Here is an 18,500-nt window from a genome sequence, read left to right as displayed (position 1 = left end):
GCAGGCCTCCTGCAGGGCATTCTTCCGTTATCGGGTGAACCCGATGTTTCAGTCTCCCGCCGAGCGAGTGGCTGGTCAAGGACAATCATCAAGGAGCTGCTATCTCATGAATCGGGTATTTGCTGGGATTTCAGGCGCCACTCCGATTCGCATCCCATAAAATAGCTCATTTGTGATATTTTTTTGTTATGACTCAGGAAACTGCCGAGCACATCGCCGCCACGCTCAAGGATGCCCGGACCGAGAAGGGCTGGACCCAAGGCCAGCTCGCCGCCGCGCTGGGAACCAGCCAAAGCGCCGTCGCCCGGATGGAACAGGGCAAGCAGAACCTCAGCCTCAAGATGATCCAGCGGCTCGAAACGATCTTCGACCGCAGCATCGTCAAAGTAGGCAAACCGCAGATGACGCACCTGCGGATCGAAGGCGGCCGCACCTTGTCCGGTGCGGTGGATGTCAACAGCAGTAAGAACGCCGGTGTGGCGCTGCTGTGCGCCAGCCTGATCAACCGCGGCACCACGGTCCTGCGCCGGCTCGCCCGGATCGAAGAGGTCAACCGGATCGTGGAGGTCCTGACCAGCATCGGCGTCGAATGCACGTGGCTCAACGACACCGACCTCCAGCTCCGCCGCCCCGCCGTCCTGGACCTTGAAGCCATGGATGTGGACGCGGCGCGCCGCACGCGCAGCGTGATCATGCTCCTGGGCCCGCTCCTGGACGAATCCGCGGAATACCGCTTGCCTTATGCCGGCGGTTGCGATCTAGGTACCCGCACCGTGGAGCCCCACATGCAGGCGTTGCGCCAGTTCGGGCTCTCCGTGGAAGCCACTGCCGGTTTCTACGCCGTGCAGGCTCCGCCGCCGGACACTCACGACCGGTCCTTTGTGTTGACCGAGCGCGGGGACACTGTCACCGAGAACGCGATCATGGCAGCGGCGCACCGCCGTGGCACCACCGTCATCCGCAACGCCAGCCCCAACTACATGGTCCAGGACCTCTGCTTCTACCTCGAGATGCTGGGCGTGAAGATCGACGGCGTGGGCACCACCACACTGAAGATCACCGGGCAGCCGCTCATCGACGTCGACATTGAGTATTTCCCGTCCGAGGACCCCATTGAGGCCATGAGCCTTATCACCGCCGGGATCGTCACCAACTCAGAGGTGACCATCCGCCGCGTGCCCATCGAGTTCATGGAGATCGAACTGGCCACGCTGGAGCAGATGGGCCAGCAGCTGGAGATTTCCGGCGAGTACGTGGCGCGCAACGGCCGCACCCGGCTGGTGGACGTGACCACCAAGCCGTCCGAGCTGCGGGCGCCGGAGGACAAGATCCACCCGATGCCGTTCCCGGGCCTGAACATCGACAACCTGCCGTTTTTCGCGGTCATCGCCGCCAACGCCGACGGCCAGACCATGATCCACGACTGGGTCTACGAGAACCGGGCCATCTACCTCACCGAACTCAACCGGCTCGGCGCCCAGGTGCAACTGCTGGACCCGCACCGGATCTACGTCAACGGCCCCACGAAGTGGCGGGCCGCCGAGGTGGGCTGCCCGCCGGCGCTCCGCCCCGCCGCCTGCCTTTTGCTGGCCATGCTCGCGGCGCGGGGTGTTTCGGAGCTGCGGAATATCTACGTGATCGAGCGCGGCTACGAAGACCTGGCGGAACGGCTCAACACCATCGGCGCCAAGGTGGAGTACTTCCAGGACTAACGCGAACGTACACTTGCGGCCCTCCGCCTGGCGCGAACTGGCAGATAACGACCCCCAGAGGCGGATTTGAGCGCTTTATCTGCCGGTTCGCGCTTCGTCATGATCGGCAGTAACCGGGTCAACCTGGCGGGCGTTGCAGCACAATATAAGAATGCGTACATTCGGCGTCGAGGAAGAGCTCCTGATCGTTGATCCGGACACGGGGGAGCCGCTTGCCCTCGCGGATGCGATGTTGGCTGGCCGCCGGATGGCAGCCGACGACGCCCCGGAACGTCCCTATGCGCTGGCAGCCAAGGAAAAAACCGCTCACGACGACTGGACTGGCCTGACTGCCGAGCTGAAGCTTGAGCAGATCGAGACCCAGACCCGTCCCTGCCTCGAGTACGCAGAACTGCTGCAGCAGATCCGGGCCGGCCGGCTGCTGGCGGACCAGGCGGCCATCAAGAACGGTGCCAGGGTCGCTGCGCTGGCCACTTCTCCGTTTGGCCTTGCGAGCCACACCACTCCGGACGCCCGCTATGCCCGGATGCTGGAACGCTTCGGCCTGACCGCGCAGGAGCAGCTGACCTGCGGCTTCCACGTCCACACGTTCATCGAATCCAAGGACGAGGGCGTGGCAGTGCTGGACAGGATCCGGGACAAGCTGGCAGTGCTCACGGCAGTGAGCGCAAATTCGCCGTTCTGGAACGGGATGCCCACAGGGTTCGAGAGCTACCGAACCCAGGCCTGGAACCGCTGGCCTATGTCCGGCCCTTCGGCCATTTTCAGCACGTACTCCGCATATCGGAGGGTGGTCACGCGTCTGCTGGACAGTGGCGTGCTGCTGGATGAAGGCATGATCTACTTTGACGCCCGACTGTCCCGGAACCACCCCACGGTTGAGGTCCGGGTGGCCGACGTTTGCCTCCGCGCCGAGGACGCTGCCCTGATCGCGGTGCTGGTGCGGGCCTTGGTCGAATCGGCCAGCCGTGAATGGCGCGACGGCGTGGAGCCGGCGCCGGTGCCCACGGTGCTGCTGCGGATGGCGGCATGGCAGGCGAGCAGCAGTGGCCTGAACGGTGAGTTGCTGGATTTTGGCACGTTCAGGCCGGCGCCGGCCGTCGACGTGGTGCGATCCTTGGTGGACTATTTGGCTCCGGTCCTCGCCGAGCAGGACGAACTTTCCCTGGCCCGGCAGGGCATCGAGGACATCATTGCCCGCGGCACCGGCTCCACGGAACAGCGCAGGGTGCGGGACGCGGTGATGCAAGAATCGGCGCCCGACGACGGCGGGCTGGGGGCCGTGGTTGCCCACGCCGTGCGTGTCACGATGCGCGGCACTTCCGGGTTGCGTGAGGCGGACGAGGTCCCGGAGCTGCTGCGCGTGCGCCTGTCCTGAGTTCTCCCTGAAGCTTTGCGCGAACGGGCAGATATAGCCCTGCTCTTGCGCTGTGACGGGCCCACAGTGTCCGTTCGCGCCAAGAAACGACGACGTCATGCACCGACAGCCAGGCGCACACCCAGCGTGAGCATGACCGCAGCGACGAGTCCGTCCAGGATGCGCCACGAGGAGGGCCGCGCGAAGAACGGCCGGAGGACCCTGGCACCGAACCCGAGCGCACTGAACCAGGCGATGCTGGCGGCGATGGCTCCGCCCCCGAACCACCAACGCAAATCCTGTGCCTGCTGGTTGGCCACCGATCCGAGCAGCAGCACAGTGTCCAGGTAGACATGCGGGTTGAGCCACGTCAGGGCCAGTACCGTGCTGATGGCGGCGCCGAGGCCGACGGCGGGCTGCCGCCCCGACGCCGTTAGTGCTCCAGGACGAACCGCCCGGCGCGCCGCCATAGCGCCGTAGCCCACCAGGAAGGCGGCGCCGGCAAATCTGACCACGTCTACGATCACGGGACTCGACTGGAGCAGCGCCCCCACTCCGGCGATGCCCGCAGCGATGAGCAGCGCATCGGAGACGCTGCAGACCAGGACGACGGCGGCCACATGCTCGCCGCGGATGCCCTGCCGGAGGACAAAAGCGTTCTGGCTGCCGATGGCCACGATGAGGGCGAGGCCCGTGCCGAAGCCCAGCGCGGCGGGGCCTAGAAATGCAGTCAGATCCATATCCTCCAACGTACGGGCGGACATAGGATTACTCCAGCTAAATATTCTAAGCTCTATTAAGGAAAGCTAATGAAGATGTTCCAGTTCGAGCAGCTCCGGACCTTCGCGGCCGTCGTGGACGAGGGGACGCTCGAGGCGGCGGCCCGCAGCCTGTACGTCACGCCGTCGGCCATTTCCCAGCGTCTCAAGGCGATGGAGGACGCGGCCGGCCAGATCCTGTTGCAGCGCACCAACCCCGTCCGCCCCACAACAGCCGGAGAAGCCATCCTGCGGTTCGCCCGGCAGGTCCGGCAGCTCGAATGGGACGCCCAGCAGGAGCTCGGCGAGAGCAGGGACCGCCCGACGGCGCCCATTCCCTTGGTGGTGAACGCGGACTCACTCTCCACCTGGTTCATGCCTGCGCTGGCAAATCTTCCGCCGGACCTCGGCGCTTGCTTCGAACTGCGCAGGGAGGACGAGCAGCATTCCACCCAGCTCCTGCGGACCGGATCGGTGATGGCCGCGGTTACCGCAACGCCGGAACCGGTCCAGGGCTGCAGTGTGGAACCGCTGGGTTCCCTGCGGTACCGTGCGGTGGCAAGTCCCGGCTACCTCCGGCGCTGGTGGCCCGACGGGCCTGAACTTGTTGCAGGGAGCCAGGCCCCGGTGGTGGACTTTGACCGAAAGGATGACCTGCAGGACGGGTTCTTCCGCACGATGACCGGCGCGGAACTGACCGCGCCGCGGCACTATGTGCCGTCGTCGGCCGAGTTCGCCCAGGCCATCCGGCTGGGACTGGGATGGGGGCTGCTGCCGGAGCAACAGTGCCTGGCAGACCTCCGCAGCGGCGCCCTCGTGGAGCTGGCCTCCGCGAGCCCCGTTGACGTGTCCTTGTACTGGCAGCGCTGGAAAATCGACTCCCCGGTGCTCAACCAGCTGACCGCCGCCGTCCGGGAGACGGCCTCCCGGCAGCTGCGCCAGCCAGGCGGCCAGCCAGGCGCCTGAGCGGGCGTTCGCCTCACCCGCCGTTCGCGTGGCCGGGCCCCCACAGGGGATGCGTCCGGCAACGCGGCATGCCATACTCAGGCCGTGACGTCGTTGTACTCATTCCGGGCCGAACTGTGGCGCTATCCCGACGAATCCGGCTGGCACTTTCTGACCCTCCCGGTGGAGGTCGCCGACGACCTCCGGGAGGAGGCAGCGGTGTTCCGGAAGGGCTTCGGCTCGGTCAGAGTCACGGCGGAAATCTCCGGCTGCACCTGGCAGACCTCGGTCTTTCCGGACAGCAAAAGCCGCTCCTACCTGTTGCCCGTCAAGAAGGCTGTCCGGGACGCGGCGGGCATCAGCGACGGGGATGAAGTGGCCGTCCGGCTCGCCATCCACGGCGAAGACGAGGCACGTACCGGGGAACAGACAAGCGGTACTGGCTGAACTCCACCGGAAACGACGCCGCCAGGATCGCCTCTTCTCCAAGCACCCCGCGGTGCACTGCGACGGAAGCCACCGGGAGGGCCGCCACCATCCAGAGATCATCGCGCAGCAGCCCAATTCCCAGGTGCGCCAGGGCCCAGCCCACGTACATCGGGTTCCGCGAGTGCGCATACGGCCCGGCGGTTAGCAACGCATCGGGCCGGGACAACCGGGTGTTCCGGGCAGCCAGCAACGCCCAGCTGACGATTGCGCCACCCGCCGCCAACGATGCAGCGCCGATGGTCCGTACCAGAAAGTGTGGCCCGCCGAGCCGGAGCGGCATCAAACGCTGAAGGACCACGCCGACGGCGATTCCCGCCAGGTTCTGCTCGGGCAGCGGGATGTTGGAAAGCAGCCGGCCCCAGTCCCGGTGTGCGTTCATACGTCACGGCCTCCCGGCGCGAAGGGACAGTTGAGGCCCCGAAAGACGCAAGAAACAGGGCCTCAACTGTTCCTTCGCGCCAATCAGAACCAGGCCAACCAGACCTAGATGTGCTTCAGGGCCTGCTCCAGGTCGCCGATGAGGTCGTCCACGTCCTCCAGGCCCACGGACAGCCGCACCACGCCATCGCTGAGCCCGATCGCGGCGCGGCCCTCGGGGCCCATGGCGCGGTGCGTCGTGGTGGCCGGATGGGTGATGAGGGACTTCGCGTCGCCCAGGTTGTTGGAGATGTCGATGATCCGCAAGGCGTCCAGCAGCGCAAAGGCGGCTTCCTTGCCGGAGCGGCCACCCGTCGTCGCAAGTTCCAACGTGAGGACGGTGCCGCCGGCCTTCATCTGCTTGGCGGCGAGCTCGTACTGCGGGTGAGATTTCAGCAGCGGGTACTTGACCCAGCTGACGGCCGGCTGCTGTTCGAGCCATTCGGCCAGCCGCAGCGCGGACGCGGAGGAGTGGTTCACGCGCAGCGCCATCGTTTCGAGGCCCTTGGTGAGCACCCAGGCGTTGAACGCGGAGAGGGCCGGGCCGGTGTGCCGCATGAGCTGCTTGACCGGGCCGTCGATGAACTCCTTGGTGCCCAGGATGGCGCCGCCCAGGACACGTCCCTGGCCGTCGATGTGCTTTGTGCCGGAGTACACAATCACGTCCGCACCCAGCTGGCCGCAGCGCTGCAGCAGGGGAGTGGCAAAGACATTGTCGACGACGACGGTGGCCCCGGCGGCGTGTGCCAGCTCGCTGACCGCGGCGATGTCCACGATTTCCTGCATCGGGTTGGAGGGCGACTCGAAGAACACGGCCGTGGTGGGCTCCGACAGCGCGACGCGCCATTGCTCAAGATCCGGGCCGTCAACAAACACGGTTTCCACGCCCCAGCGCGGCAGGATCTCGTTCAGGATCACAAAGCAGGACCCGAACAGGGAGCGCGCGGCAACCACGCGGTCCCCGGCCGCCAACAGGGCGCCCAGGGCTGTGAACACCGCTGACATGCCCGACGCCGTCGCAAAGCACGCTTCGGTGCCTTCGAGCAGGCGGAGGCGTTCCTGGAATGTGGCTACGGACGGGTTGCCGTACCGGGAGTAGACGAAGCGTTCGTCCTCGCCGGTGAAGGCGCGCTCGGCGGCGGCAGCGGACTCGTAGACGAAGCCCGAGTTCAGGAAGACCGGCTCGGTGGTCTCCTGGAAGTTGGTGCGGTCCAGCCCGCCGCGCACCGCCTGCGTCTCGGCGCTCCAGCTGGCGGCGTCTGGGTTGAAGGTCACTTGGCTATTCCCAGATTGGTGGGCAGGCCGCGGTTCTTCCAGCCGTTGACGGTGCGCTCGCCGTAGCGGTCCGGCTCGCCCTCGAAACCCTCCAGGACGTTGTAGGAGGTGAAACCGGCCTGCGTCGCGGCGATGGCGGCGGCGATGGAGCGCTGGCCCGAGCGGCAGAGGAACACCAGTTCAGTGCCGTCGTCCACCGGGGCCTGCTGCGTCAGGTCGGTGATGAAATCCCGGTTCGGGATGCCACCCGGGAACGTCCACGGGATGAACAGGGGATCGTTGTCCGTGGCCTTCGTGTCCGGGATGCCGATGTGGGCCCATTCACCTTCGGTCCGGACATCCACCAGAATGGCGCCCTGTTCGAGTTTGGCCCAGGCCTGCTGCGGGGTGAGGTCTCCGGCGTAGCTCATGCGTGGCCCTCGCCGTCGAAATCGAGGTCATCCACGGCGGAGGCGACGGCGGCATCAGCGGTGGCGATGGCCGACGGGAGGATGAGTGCCTGCGCAACAATCACAACGCCGCCGTTGGACGTCGCGGCCGGGCTGCCGTGCAGGACATACCCTTCGGCCAGGGCAGTGGAAATCCGTTCACAGAAAGACCTGTCATCCGGCCCGGTGACAAGCCGGTACGACAGTTTCTCTTCGGGGGCGGGGGCGGGGGCGGGGGCAGGGGCGGGTGCGTCAGACACGACGGAACTCCTTCTTTCACGCTTGCAGCTCGAATGGGTCGATATGCCGAGTATTCACCTGAGGCACCCCGCCGCGAAAGGGAGGGTTGCCGACCGGCCAGTCAGGGCTTGGCGCCGGTTCTCATTACTCCCCAAAAACGTAACATCCGGCCCGCCCGGCCGCACCGCCGCCGACGTCATGTTCCGTAACCATCGCGTGCTTCCGTGACCCCGCCGTGCTTCCGTAACGCCGGCGCCGACGGGACAATCGGGTCATGGGGAACATTCGAGGGCGTTCTTTGACGGGCGCCTGGGCGCGCGTTTTGGCCGTGACGCTGTGCGCCGTGCCGGTGCTGGTGGGGGTGACAAGCTGCCGGAGCATTTTCGCGCCGGCGCCCTGCATGCCGCCGGAGTTTTCCGTCTCGCCTGCCGCCGCCAAACCCGGCGACCAGATCACCGTCAGCGCCCCGGATACCACTTGCGATGCCCGCTACGGCACCGACGCGCAGGTCCAGGTGACGGTCAAGGATGCGACCGGCACCGCGGTGCTGGAAGAGCTCGCTCCCATGTCCGACGACGGCGGCTTCACTTTCGTGTTCACCGTCCCGGCTGGCGTGGCTCCCGGGAAGGCCGGGGTCACCGCTTACCCGTACAACCTGGACTGGTGCGACGACACAGGGGTGAACAACCGGGCGGCTCAGGGGCCGGCGGAACTTGTCCGGGTTTCGTGCGCGGAACGCCTGGTGCCGCTGGTGATCCTTGGACCCGGAGCCTGACCCTGGCGTCAGGCTTTGAGGATCAGGGCGTCGCCCTGGCCGCCGCCGCCGCACAACGCAACCACGCCTGTCCCGCCGCCGCGCCGGTTCAGCGCGAGTGCCTGATGCAGGACCAGGCGGGCCCCCGAGGCGCCCACCGGGTGGCCCAGGGCGATGGCGCCGCCGTCGGTGTTGATCCTGTCCGCGTCGATCCCCAGGTCCGTGGCGGACTGCAGCACCACTGAGGCGAAGGCTTCGTTGATCTCAATGAGGTCCACGTCGTCAATGGTCATCCCTTCGAGTTTCAGCGCCCGCTCAATGGCGCGGGACGGCTGGGAATGCAAGGATCCATCCGGTCCGGCGGTCTGGCCGTGGCTGCCGATTTCCGCGATCCAGCTCAGGCCGGCCGCTTCCGCTGCTGCCTTGCTGGCCACTACCACTGCGGCGGCGCCGTCTGACAGCGGGGAGGCAGAACCGGCGGTGATGGTGGCCGCCGGATCCTTGGAGAAGGCGGGCTTCAGTGCCGCCAGCGTCTCGATGGTGGTGCCGGCGCGGATGCCTTCGTCGGCATCAATCACGACGGCGGGTCCCCGGCGCTGCGGGACCTCCACCGGAGCGATCTCCTCAGCCAGGATGCCGGCCGCCCGGGCGGCCTCCGCCCGCTGGTGCGAAAGGGCGGCGACGGCGTCCTGGTCCTCGCGGCTGATGCCCAGGCGGGCGTTCCCGGCGTCCGTGGCGGAGCCCATCAGTTCGCCTGAGACGGGGTCCTGCAGGCCGTCAAAGTTCAGTGAATCCAGCAGCGGCGCATCGCCGATGGCCACGCCGCCGCGGAGCCGGGGCAGCAGGTGCGGGGCGTTGGTCATGGATTCCTGGCCCGCCGCCACGATGAAATCAGCCTCGCCGGCGCGGATCATCCGGGCGGCATCGATCACCGCGGTGAGGCCGGACAGGCACAGTTTGTTGATGGTTACGGTGGGCACGTCCCAGCCGATGCCCGCGGCGAGGCTGGCCTGCCGGGCGGGTCCCTGGCCAGCGCCCGCCTGGATAACCTGGCCTACGATGACGGCCTGGATCTGTTCCGGCGCCACCCCGGACCGTTCCAGAGCGTTCCGGATGGCGTGGGCACCCAGTTCGCTGGAGGTGAGCCCGGAGAGGCTGCCGCGGAACTTGCCGAAGGGGGTCCGTGCGCCGCCCAGGATGACGGGGATGTGAGCGTCGTTGCTCATGGTCTGCCTTTCGGTTGCGGATTCAGGAGTGCTTGGGGCCAGCTTAGGCGAACCGTGAGGGCCGGTGAGGTGGCGCAGGCGCTGTGGATTCGGCCGCGATCGCGTCAGCCGTGGAGGAGCAGTTGGTGGAGTAGGTGGTCCTGCCAGCGGCCGGCGATCTTCAGGTACTGCGGCGCCACGCCGATTTCCCGAAACTCGGCGCGTTTGAGGATCTTGCGTGAGCGCTCATTGTCGAGCAGCGTTGCCGCCTGGACCCGGTGGAGGCCCAGTTCTGTCCGGGCATGGTCAGTGGCGAAGCGGACCGCCGCAGATCCGATGCCCCGCCGGTTGAGGGTGGAATCAACCCAGTACCCGAGGTTGGCGTTGAGGAACGGCCCGCGGACGATGCCGGTGAGGGTGACGGCGCCGACGATGCAAGCGGGATCGTTGTGGTCCACCAGCACCCACGGAACTTCCTGGCCCACGGAATGCTGGGCGAGCTTGGCCCGGATGATGTCCAGTTGATGCCTGGGAGCGAAGAAGGCTTCGTCCCGCTCCGGTTCCCAAGCCTCGAGGTGCTGGCGGTTCCGTAGGTAGGCCTCGCTCAGGCCGGCTGCGTCACTCCGCCGCAGCAGCCGGATCCGGACCCCCGGGACGAGAAAGGCCGGGGCATCGCTAAGCAAGAACTCTCCCGCGCTATTCGAAGGAAGCACGACGGCGGTCCGACAACCGGGTGTTCCAGACGTCCGGTTTGGTGACCTGGAAGCGGCGGCCGGTCAGTGCAAGTGGGGTTAGCCGGATGTAGTAATTCTTGGGTCCAGACTGCCAGGGCTCCAGATGCAGGGCGTCGACGGCGTCCTTGTCAGCCTGGGCCTCGATCACTTCGGTGTCTCCGCGCGCCACCACACTCCAGGCCACCTCCGTGCGGGGATCGTATCCATCGATCTCCAGCGCCGCGGGACGGTCCGCCTGGGCGCCCCACAGTTTGGAGCCACCGGCGCTGCGGAAGACGATGCTCCTGCGGTCCAGGACGTAGTTGACCGGAAAGATCTCCGGATGGCCGTCCACTACAAGGGCCAGCCGCCCCAGGGTGTCGTCGGCCAGTAATTCCCAGCATTCGTCAAATGTCAATTTGTTGATCGGCTGCGCGTAAGAGTTCATGCACCAAACCATACGGACCTATGCGACGGACCAACAGGGCAGTGCCACCGTAATCCCCGGCCCGGGCCTCGGTAGTTCAACTTAGGGCAGCTCAATATGCTCCCTGAGGGCGTCCAGGACCGGAAGCTGGCCCTTGACCAGCTTGCTGCGGGCCTCGGATTCCGTCACCCACCGGGCATCGTCCACCTCGGGAAAGTCCTGGATGATGCCGGATCCTTTGGGCCACTCCAGCGGGAACGTGTTGCTCACAATCCTTTCGGGCTGGAAGTCAGACTCCGCGGCGAACACCGTGATGATCTTTCCCGACGGTTGCCTGAACGCGCCCAGCTCGAAGTAGGCAACAGCTGGCGGCGGCGTGCCGATTTCTTCGGCAAACTCGCGCAGCGCGGCCAGCAGGGGTTCCTCGTCGGGAAGGTACTCGCCCTTGGGAACCGACCAGGACTGGGTTTGTTTGCGGGCCCAGAACGGTCCCCCCATGTGCGCTATCCACACTTCCAGCCCGTCTGCTCCCTGCCGGTACAGCAGGATCCCTGCACTGAGAACCACCATGGCTTGAGGCCTCCCTGCTGAACTTCGGAAAACTACGGGATCCGGGAAACTGCTGAATCCCGGAACCTACTGGATCGCGGCAAACAATGCGTTGAGTTCGGCCGTCAGTTGCTTCTGCACCGCAGGCGTCCCGATTTCTTTGCCGTCGATGTGGTTCACCGGCGCGAGCAGCCTGATGCTGGAAATCAGCCACACGGCGTCGGCGTCCAGCAGGTCCCGAGGCTCCAGCGGCCCGTAGCCGAGCTCCCAGCCGGCTGCCTTGGCCGCCGCAAAAAGTGCACCCTGGGAGGTCCCGGGGAGGATCCCGCTGTCCAGCTGCGGGGTGATGAGGCGGCGCACCGTGCGGGAGGTGCCGGCGCCGTCGTCGGAGGTTTCCAGATGTGCCAGCAGCACCGTGGACGTGGGGCCCTCCAGGACCCGGCCGTCGGAGGAGGTGAAGATGACGTCGTCGGCGCCCTGTTTGTGGGCGTACCGCAGGGCGGCCATGTTCGTGGCATAGGACAGGGTCTTGGCGCCGAGCAGCAGCCACGGGGCACGCTCAGCCACATCGCTGTTGTAGCCGCGGTCCAGGAGGATGACGTCGATACCGGTTTCGCGCTGGCGGCGTCCGAGGGCGCCTACCGGGGAGACCTGAACCCAGCACGTGGGGGACTCTGCCCCTTCCGGGCCGCGGGTGACCACGAGTTTGACCACCAGCTCGTCCTCGGCGGGCGACGGCGCGGGGTGCTGCGTGTGGTGCGCCGCGAGGCCCGTGGCGATCGCCGCCCGCCACGCATCCTGCGCCGGGATCACCAGGTCCAGGGCGGCCGCGGACCCGCCGAGCCGGTCCAGATGCGCCTGCAGCTTCCGCACCGCGCCGCCCACCGCAAGCATCGATTCGAAGACGCCGTCTCCCCGGGTGGCGCCCTGGTCCGTTGCCATCAGCTGGGGCTGCGAAGCGTCGGCCAGCCGGCCGTCCGGGAACGCGGGGTCAAGGAAAACGAGCACCACGGGCGCAGGAGAAGTCATGGCTCCAGCTTAGTAGGGCCGGCCGCGGCTAAGCTGTGGTCATTGCCCCGCCGGAACCGGTCCGCGGGTGCGCGCAATCCGGGGGTAGTCCAGTGCTGTGGCCAGTTTCGCTTGTCGGTACCGCGCCGATGTGGGTGGTGGTGGTGCTCAGCATTGCGGACCTGGTCATCCGGGTTCTGGCCATCGGTATTATCCCCGGCAACAGGCGCCCCACCACGGCCATGGCCTGGCTGCTGGGCATCTTCTTTGTGCCGTTCCTGGGCCTGGTCCTTTTCCTGCTGTTCGGAAACTTCAAGCTCTCCAGCCGCCGCCGCCAGCAGCAGGAGACCATCAATACCCGGGTGCGGTCCGGCATCTCGGCGCTCGCCGACGTCGTCAGTGAATACACAGGGCCCGAATGGGTGAAGTCCGCCGGGGAACTGAACCGGCGGCTCGGCTCCCTCCCCATGGTGGATGGCAATTCAGTGGACCTCATTCCCGGCTATCCGGACTCGATCCTGGCCATGACCCAGGCCGTGCGCAATGCCAAGACGTTCGTCAACGCCGAGTTCTACATCATGAGCACGGACCATATCACCGATGACCTGCTGACCGCCCTGGAGGAGGCCGCCGAGCGGGGCGTGGAAGTGCGCGTGCTGTTTGACCACATCGGCACGCTCCGCGTCAAGGGTTACCGCGACCTGCTCCAACGGCTGCGGGCGGGAAAGATCCAGTGGAAGCGTATGCTCCCGGTGCTGCCCATCCACGGCCAATGGCGCCGCCCGGACCTTCGGAACCACCGCAAAATCATGGTGGTCGACGGCGAACTCGCCTTCACGGGCTCGCAGAACCTGATCGAGCCCTCCTACAACAACCCCAAACACCGTAAGGCCGGCCGCGAATGGGTGGAGCTGATGGCGTGCCTGCGCGGACCGATCGTCACCACGCTCAACGTGGTGTTCGCCACGGACTGGCTGAGCGAAACGGACGAGTCCCTGGAACACCAGCTGCAGCTCCCGGCCAACCCGGAACCGGGCAACGTCACGGCCCAGGTGGTGCCCAGCGGACCCGGGTTCAGCACCGAAAACAACCTGCGGCTCTTCAACACCCTGATCTACTCAGCCCAGCACCGGATCTCCATCTGCAGCCCGTATTTCGTGCCCGATGACTCCCTGCTCTACGCCATCACCACCGCAGCCCAGCGGGGCGTGGACGTGGAGCTGTTCGTCTCCGAAAAGGGCGATCAGTTCCTGGTCCACCACGCCCAGCGCTCCTATTACGAGGCGCTGCTGGAAGCCGGCGTCCGGATCTACCTCTACAAGGCGCCCTTTGTGCTGCACGCCAAGCACTTCACCATCGACGACGAAGTGGCCGTCCTGGGCTCCAGCAACATGGACATGCGCTCGTTCTCGCTGAACATGGAGGTCTCGGTGATGCTGCTCGGTGCGGAAACCGTGAACAGCATGCGCGCGGTCGAAGACACATACCGCGACATTTCCAACGAGCTCATACTCGACGACTGGCTGCAGCGCCCCCTCGCCGCCCGCTATGTCGATAACGTCGCCAGGCTGACCGCCACGCTCCAGTAACTCTTGACAAGGATAGGAGCATCAAAAACTTCGGGGGGTCAGGCGGTGGGAAAGTCCGCACCCAGCGCGGAAAGCACACCGTGCGCCTTCACGCGGATTTCGTCGTACTCCTCGTCAGGTACGGAGTCGGCGGTGATGGCGCCGCCGACGCCGAGGGTGAGTTCCGCCGTCGATGCTTGTTCGCCGCCGTCCCCGGCCACCGCCGTGGTTACCAGGGTGCGGATCGCCACCGCCAGGTCCGTGGCCCCGTTGAGGGAAAAGTAGCCGATCGCGCCGGAATACAGGCCGCGCGGGCCCATCTCCAACCGGTCCAGGATTGCCATGGTGCTGATTTTCGGGGCGCCGGTCATGGAGCCGGCCGGGAAACAGGCGGCCACCGCCTCGGCCCGCGGCGAGCCGGGCAGGAGCCGCGCGTCGATGGTGCTGACCATCTGGTGCACCGTGGCGTAGCTTTCGATCTCGCACAGCCTGCTGACAGTCACCGATCCGGGCTCCGCGAAGTGGCTGAGGTCGTTCCGCAGCAGGTCCACAATCATGATGTTTTCCGCGCGGTCCTTCAGCGAGGTCGCCAGATCCTCCCGCAGCTGCCTGTCACGCTCCGGATCAGCACCCCGGCGGCGGGTGCCCTTGATCGGTTCGGCGCGCATGCCGCCGTCGGACGTTATCCGCAGGAACCGCTCCGGCGACGTACTGGCCACCGTCAGCCCGCCGAACCGCAGGTAGCTGGCGAACGGCGCGGGATTCTTCCGCCGCAGCGCGAGGTACGTGGGCCAGGGGGCAGCCGCGGCGGCGGGCAGCCGGGCCGTGAGCGTGGTGGTCAGGCAGACCTCGTATGAGTTCCCTTCACGGATTTCGTGCTGGGCGGCCGCGATTTTGGCCAGGTAGGAGGGCTCCGTGTCGCGGCTGCTGAACGCGGGCCCAACGGGACGGACGACGCCGTCGCTGCCGCCGGCGTGCGTGCGTTGGTCCCCTGGGCCTGGCGTGCTCGCGGCGGGGGCGACAGCGGCGGCGACAGCGACGGCCGCGCGGGCGTCGGTCAGCCAGTGGTCGGCGTCGGGCGCTTCCAGGGCAAGGAGCCAGGCCGCTCCTTCCACGTGGTCCAAAACGACGGCCCGGCCCGCGAAGATCAGGGCCGCGTCAGGGGTCGGCGCCGCCACGTCCGTCCCGCCGGTTTCGCGCTTGAGCTCATAGCCCAGGCAGCCCAGCCAGCCCAGGGTGAAGTCGCCCGGGTAGCCGTCCGGCGTGCGGACCGCCCGGCGTCCCCAGACCGTGTCCAGCCAGCGGAAGAACGGTCCCGGCACGCGCGCCGTGGCGGAGCCTGCCGTGATGACGCTTTCGCCGGACCGGTGCGTGACCGCCTGGCCGTACGTCCCGCCGTCGTCCGCGAGGATGCTGAAGCGGCTGCGCGCGGTGGCGGGCGACGGCTGCGGGAGCGGCCCTGCGGGTGTGGCGACGTCCGCGTTGGAGGAGTCCAGCCAGACGGCATTTGCCGAGCCGCCGTAGAGGTTCTCGAAGAGCACGGCGGCGTCCGGCCTGGCGTCCAGCCGTTCTGCGCGCAGCCTGAGGCCGCGGCGGGCGGCAAGCTCGGGAACAAGGGCAGGTCCGAGAGCGGGCAGGTACGCGAGGGCCTGCATAACGTCGGCGGTGGCGGAACCGTCGGCATTGTTGAGGACGCGGATATCGGCTTCGTGAGGGACGTCGTCGGCGGCGAGCCAGGCTTCCTCCTGCTCAGCCCACTGGTCCCAAAACGGCTCATACGTGCCGCCGTCGCGGTCCAAGGCACGCTTTCGGCGGATGTCGTCCGGCGAGTCGGCCCAGATGACAGCGCTGAGCAGGGGCCGGGCGTCCGCCGCCGCCGCCCCCACTCCCTCAATGATCACGATCTCGGCGGGCAGCGTGACGCGTGTGTCGCCGTCGTAATGCCTTTCCCAGTCCCAGCTGGTCCAGGTGGCGGGCTCGGCGCGGCTCAACGGCGTGAGCACGGTGGAAACGTAGCGCTCGATGCCCGCGGTGAGGCCGTTCCAGCCCGGGTAGATGTCCTCCAGGTGGAAGAGCGCGACTTTGTGATGGTTCCGCAGCTGCGCGGCCAGTTCGATGGCCAGAGTGGTTTTCCCTGCGCCGGATCGCCCGTCAATGGCGATGATCACAGGTGCGGGGGTCATGAAATAGAGCGTACCTGCTGCTGCATCAGCTGCTGTCGCGGCGCCGCCTGGCCAAGGACCATGCGGACATGCGCGACGACGCCGGGCACGGCGCCGCGGATCTGCTCCCAGACGGCGTTAAAATCGGCATGGCCCCCGTACCAGGGATCCTCGATGCCTTGGTCCAGCAGATCGCTGCCGGCAGCGGCGAGGTCGAAGCTGCGGAGCATCCGGACCTTGTTCATGGTGTGCGCGTCCGGCGCGGCGTCGCGCAGCCAGGCGTAGTGGTCAACGTCCAGTGCCAGGATGAGATCGCGCTCGCGGAACCACCCGGCCTGCCAGGCGCGGGCAACATGGTGCTCTGAGCTCAAGTGCGTTTCCGCAAGCCGGCGGGCGGCGTGCGGATCGATGGGCTGTCCTGCCTCACAACCGGTAGTTCCCGCCGAATCCACTGTCACATCCGAGCCCATGCCCTCGGCTTGGAAGGCCGCGCCCAACATCATCTCAGCCATCGGTGACCGGCAAATATTTCCCGTGCAGACGGCGATGATTCGTATGGGCTCGACGATGAGTTCCTGGGGCTAAGCATGCGGGACCGTGGGCATTCTTGGCCAGCTGGCATTCACATGACGTGACAGATTCGTAAGAAATTTGACCGAAAAGTCAAAATTCCGTCCGTCCGTCTGCCTTCCAGGATCGGCCTTGCTAGGCGTCCTGCAGCGGGCGCCGCGCCAGCCATGCTGCCACGATCGCGCCGGAGATGTTGTGCCAGAGCGAGAAAACGGCGGATGGCAGTGCGGCCAGCGGGGTGAAATGCGCGGTGGCCAGCGTGGCGGCCAAACCGGAGTTCTGCATGCCCACTTCGAAGGCGAGCGCCCTCCGTGCTTTATCGTCCAGCCGGCCCAGTTTGCCCGCCAGGTAGCCCAGGCCCAGGCCGAAGCCGTTGTGGAGGACCACTGCGAGGAACACAATGCCGCCCGCGGCCACGATCTTAGAGGCGCTGCCCGCCACAACAATCGCGACAATGAAGGAAATTACGACGGCGGATGCCCAGGGGAGCGCCGGTAGCAGCTTGGCGATGAGGTTCTTGAAGAACAGCCGCGCCAGCAGCCCGGCGATGACGGGCAGGAGTACCGTCTTGACGATGTCCAGGACCATGCTCCCAGCGTCGATTTCCAGGAACGATCCGGCCAGGAATAGGACCAGCAGTGGCGTAACCACCGGTGCGATCAGGGTGGATACCGAAGCGACGGCGACGGACAGGGCAGCGTCCCCTTGGCCAGGAATGCCATCACGTTCGAGGCGGTGCCGGATGGTGCACAGCCCACCAGGATCAGGCCTACGGCAAGCTCCGGCGGAAGCTGGAGCGCCACGGCAATCAGCCAGCCCGCGCCGGGCATGATCACGTAGTGCGCCACAATGCCCAGGACCACTGCCCACGGGCGCTTCACCACAGAGGCAAAATCCGGCGGCGTCAGGGTCAGGCCCATGCAGAACATGATGATGCCCAGCAGGTACGGGACGCTGGGCCCCAGCGGCTGGAAGGTGGCTGGCACAAGGAAGCCGGCGACGCCCGCCAGGACCACCAGCGCCGGGAAGATCGTGACGGCAAGCCGCGCAATTTTCGCCTCGGCGGCCAGCGCCGGGTTGGTGGGTACCGGGGCGTGATCAGTGCCGGATTCTGTCGATGTGGGGGATTTGGTTGCCTCAAGCATTTATCGATCGTGGCATTGATGTCCGGCAGGTGACCACTTCATGACCATGCTCAGGGCAAAAATGTCAGACATCTGCGGCCGGAAGGCTTGCCAGTGGATCCAGGCCTTGACGACGGGCCTGGAAGAACAGGCCTAGTGGATCAGCGCAAGGAGAATTCCTACCGCCACAAAGAGCACCCCGAAGATCCGGCTGAGGATCTTCTGGCCACGGGCGTTGTGAGTGAACCGCTGGAAGGACTTGGCGGCAAAGGCGAAGAAGAACCACATCACCAGGATGTCGATCACCACCACGGTGGCTGTGAGCACAAGGTACTGCGGCACGAGCGGCTGTTCAGGGCGGATGAACTGTGGCATAAACGCGAGGAAGAAAACGACGGCCTTCGGGTTGAGCAGGTTGACCCAGAGGCCACGCCGGAACATTGACCAGGCGGGCTCGTTCCGGAGGGCGGCGGCCTGTTCCTGGTCCACCTCCGGTTTGCTGAGGAACTGGCGGATGCCCAGGTACACCAGGTAGGCGGCCCCGGCGTAACGGATCACATTGAAGGCCACCGGGGAGCTTGCCACCAGCACACCGACGCCCAACGCCACGATCACCACGTGGACAACCAGGGCTGCCTGCTGGCCAAGGATGCCCCAGATGGAGCGGCGGAACCCTGACGTCAGCGAGTTGCTCATGGTGTTGATGGCACCGGCACCCGGCGTGAAACTGATCAGGGCGCCGGCGCCCGCGAGGGCGAGCCAAAGGGAGAATTGCACCTGCCAAGTTTAGTGCCGTCGG

The 18,500-nt window shown here is 66.6% G+C and carries 19 protein-coding genes, 1 pseudogene and 1 riboswitch; of the genes and pseudogenes, 6 read left to right on the top strand and 14 right to left on the bottom strand.

Annotation, left to right across the window (positions count from 1 at the left end; translation table 11 throughout):
• Positions 1 to 188: 188 nt before the first annotated feature.
• Together ACX80X_RS04830 and ACX80X_RS04825 are read left to right on the top strand one after the other, a co-directional pair.
• Positions 189 to 1,712 (top strand): UDP-N-acetylglucosamine 1-carboxyvinyltransferase, encoded by a 1,524-nt coding sequence (locus tag ACX80X_RS04830; protein WP_252599149.1) that lies wholly within the window; start codon positions 189 to 191, stop codon positions 1,710 to 1,712.
• 151 nt (positions 1,713 to 1,863) lie between these two features.
• Positions 1,864 to 3,090, top strand: coding sequence for a glutamate--cysteine ligase 2 (locus ACX80X_RS04825; protein WP_252608068.1), 1,227 nt, complete (start codon positions 1,864 to 1,866; stop codon positions 3,088 to 3,090).
• Positions 3,091 to 3,185: 95 nt separating this feature from the next.
• Here ACX80X_RS04825 and ACX80X_RS04820 read toward each other — a convergent pair whose 3' ends face one another.
• Positions 3,186 to 3,809 (bottom strand): LysE/ArgO family amino acid transporter, encoded by a 624-nt coding sequence (locus ACX80X_RS04820; RefSeq protein WP_459311383.1) that lies wholly within the window; start codon positions 3,807 to 3,809, stop codon positions 3,186 to 3,188.
• A 69-nt stretch (positions 3,810 to 3,878) separates the two neighbouring features.
• Between ACX80X_RS04820 and ACX80X_RS04815 the strand changes: the two genes are divergently transcribed.
• On the top strand, positions 3,879 to 4,793 hold the full coding sequence (locus tag ACX80X_RS04815) for a LysR family transcriptional regulator ArgP (RefSeq protein ID WP_459311381.1): 915 nt from the start codon (positions 3,879 to 3,881) through the stop codon (positions 4,791 to 4,793).
• Between the two features lie 84 nt (positions 4,794 to 4,877).
• Positions 4,878 to 5,219 (top strand): DUF1905 domain-containing protein, encoded by a 342-nt coding sequence (locus ACX80X_RS04810; RefSeq protein WP_252599143.1) that lies wholly within the window; start codon positions 4,878 to 4,880, stop codon positions 5,217 to 5,219.
• Here ACX80X_RS04810 and ACX80X_RS04805 read toward each other — a convergent pair.
• The 4 genes from ACX80X_RS04805 to ACX80X_RS04790 all read right to left on the bottom strand — a co-directional run bounded on the left by ACX80X_RS04805 (position 5,131) and on the right by ACX80X_RS04790 (position 7,641).
• Entirely contained in the window at positions 5,131 to 5,541 is a 411-nt protein-coding gene (locus ACX80X_RS04805) for a methyltransferase family protein (protein ID WP_459311428.1), read from the bottom strand. The genes ACX80X_RS04810 and ACX80X_RS04805 overlap by 89 nt on opposite strands.
• Before the next feature lie 203 nt (positions 5,542 to 5,744).
• Positions 5,745 to 6,953 carry an O-succinylhomoserine sulfhydrylase gene (locus tag ACX80X_RS04800; protein ID WP_252599141.1) on the bottom strand — a complete coding sequence of 403 codons (1,209 nt, stop codon included), beginning with the start codon at positions 6,951 to 6,953 and terminating at the stop codon, positions 5,745 to 5,747.
• A complete protein-coding gene (locus tag ACX80X_RS04795; RefSeq protein ID WP_252599138.1) occupies positions 6,950 to 7,363 on the bottom strand; it encodes a rhodanese-like domain-containing protein in 414 nt (137 codons plus the stop codon). The genes ACX80X_RS04800 and ACX80X_RS04795 overlap by 4 nt, the downstream gene beginning before the upstream one ends.
• Positions 7,360 to 7,641: a DUF1737 domain-containing protein gene (locus ACX80X_RS04790; protein ID WP_459311378.1), complete on the bottom strand. Its 282-nt coding sequence runs from the start codon at positions 7,639 to 7,641 to the stop codon at positions 7,360 to 7,362. Before ACX80X_RS04790 ends, ACX80X_RS04795 begins: the two co-directional genes overlap by 4 nt.
• Positions 7,642 to 7,654: 13 nt before the next feature.
• Positions 7,655 to 7,770, bottom strand: a riboswitch (SAM riboswitch).
• Between the two features lie 125 nt (positions 7,771 to 7,895).
• On the opposite strand from ACX80X_RS04790, the gene ACX80X_RS04785 reads away from it, so the two are divergent.
• Positions 7,896 to 8,396, top strand: coding sequence for a hypothetical protein (locus ACX80X_RS04785; RefSeq protein ID WP_252599135.1), 501 nt, complete (start codon positions 7,896 to 7,898; stop codon positions 8,394 to 8,396).
• 8 nt (positions 8,397 to 8,404) lie between these two features.
• Here the strand turns inward: ACX80X_RS04785 and ACX80X_RS04780 are convergent, their stop codons facing one another.
• From ACX80X_RS04780 to ACX80X_RS04760, 5 genes are all read right to left on the bottom strand, one after another.
• On the bottom strand, positions 8,405 to 9,601 hold the full coding sequence (locus ACX80X_RS04780) for an acetyl-CoA C-acetyltransferase (protein ID WP_252599134.1): 1,197 nt from the start codon (positions 9,599 to 9,601) through the stop codon (positions 8,405 to 8,407).
• Between the two features lie 104 nt (positions 9,602 to 9,705).
• Entirely contained in the window at positions 9,706 to 10,263 is a 558-nt protein-coding gene (locus tag ACX80X_RS04775; RefSeq protein WP_252599133.1) for a GNAT family N-acetyltransferase, read from the bottom strand.
• Between the two features lie 13 nt (positions 10,264 to 10,276).
• Entirely contained in the window at positions 10,277 to 10,741 is a 465-nt protein-coding gene (locus ACX80X_RS04770; RefSeq protein WP_141138681.1) for a pyridoxamine 5'-phosphate oxidase family protein, read from the bottom strand.
• A gap of 81 nt (positions 10,742 to 10,822) precedes the next feature.
• A complete protein-coding gene (locus ACX80X_RS04765) occupies positions 10,823 to 11,290 on the bottom strand; it encodes an NUDIX domain-containing protein (RefSeq protein WP_252599131.1) in 468 nt (155 codons plus the stop codon).
• A 66-nt stretch (positions 11,291 to 11,356) separates the two neighbouring features.
• The gene (locus ACX80X_RS04760; protein ID WP_252599130.1) at positions 11,357 to 12,298 is read right to left on the bottom strand and encodes an aminodeoxychorismate lyase; all 942 of its coding nucleotides are present in this window, start codon (positions 12,296 to 12,298) and stop codon (positions 11,357 to 11,359) included.
• Between the two features lie 128 nt (positions 12,299 to 12,426).
• On the opposite strand from ACX80X_RS04760, the gene cls reads away from it, so the two are divergent.
• Positions 12,427 to 13,866 (top strand): cardiolipin synthase, encoded by a 1,440-nt coding sequence (gene cls, locus ACX80X_RS04755; RefSeq protein WP_252599219.1) that lies wholly within the window; start codon positions 12,427 to 12,429, stop codon positions 13,864 to 13,866.
• A 38-nt stretch (positions 13,867 to 13,904) separates the two neighbouring features.
• On the opposite strand, the gene ACX80X_RS04750 is transcribed toward cls, so the two are convergent.
• The 4 genes and pseudogenes from ACX80X_RS04750 to ACX80X_RS04735 form a co-directional block, all read right to left on the bottom strand.
• A complete protein-coding gene (locus ACX80X_RS04750) occupies positions 13,905 to 16,028 on the bottom strand; it encodes a chorismate-binding protein (RefSeq protein ID WP_252599129.1) in 2,124 nt (707 codons plus the stop codon).
• Positions 16,025 to 16,519 carry an arsenate reductase/protein-tyrosine-phosphatase family protein gene (locus tag ACX80X_RS04745; protein ID WP_252599127.1) on the bottom strand — a complete coding sequence of 165 codons (495 nt, stop codon included), beginning with the start codon at positions 16,517 to 16,519 and terminating at the stop codon, positions 16,025 to 16,027. Before ACX80X_RS04745 ends, ACX80X_RS04750 begins: the two co-directional genes overlap by 4 nt.
• Before the next feature lie 193 nt (positions 16,520 to 16,712).
• Positions 16,713 to 17,722: pseudogene (locus tag ACX80X_RS04740) on the bottom strand (bile acid:sodium symporter family protein).
• 132 nt (positions 17,723 to 17,854) lie between these two features.
• Positions 17,855 to 18,478 (bottom strand): LysE family transporter, encoded by a 624-nt coding sequence (locus tag ACX80X_RS04735; protein ID WP_252599126.1) that lies wholly within the window; start codon positions 18,476 to 18,478, stop codon positions 17,855 to 17,857.
• Positions 18,479 to 18,500: the final 22 nt, after the last annotated feature.

This window comes from Pseudarthrobacter sp. MDT3-1 (genome assembly GCF_054510755.1).
This window is presented reverse-complemented; position numbering and strand designations above follow the sequence as displayed.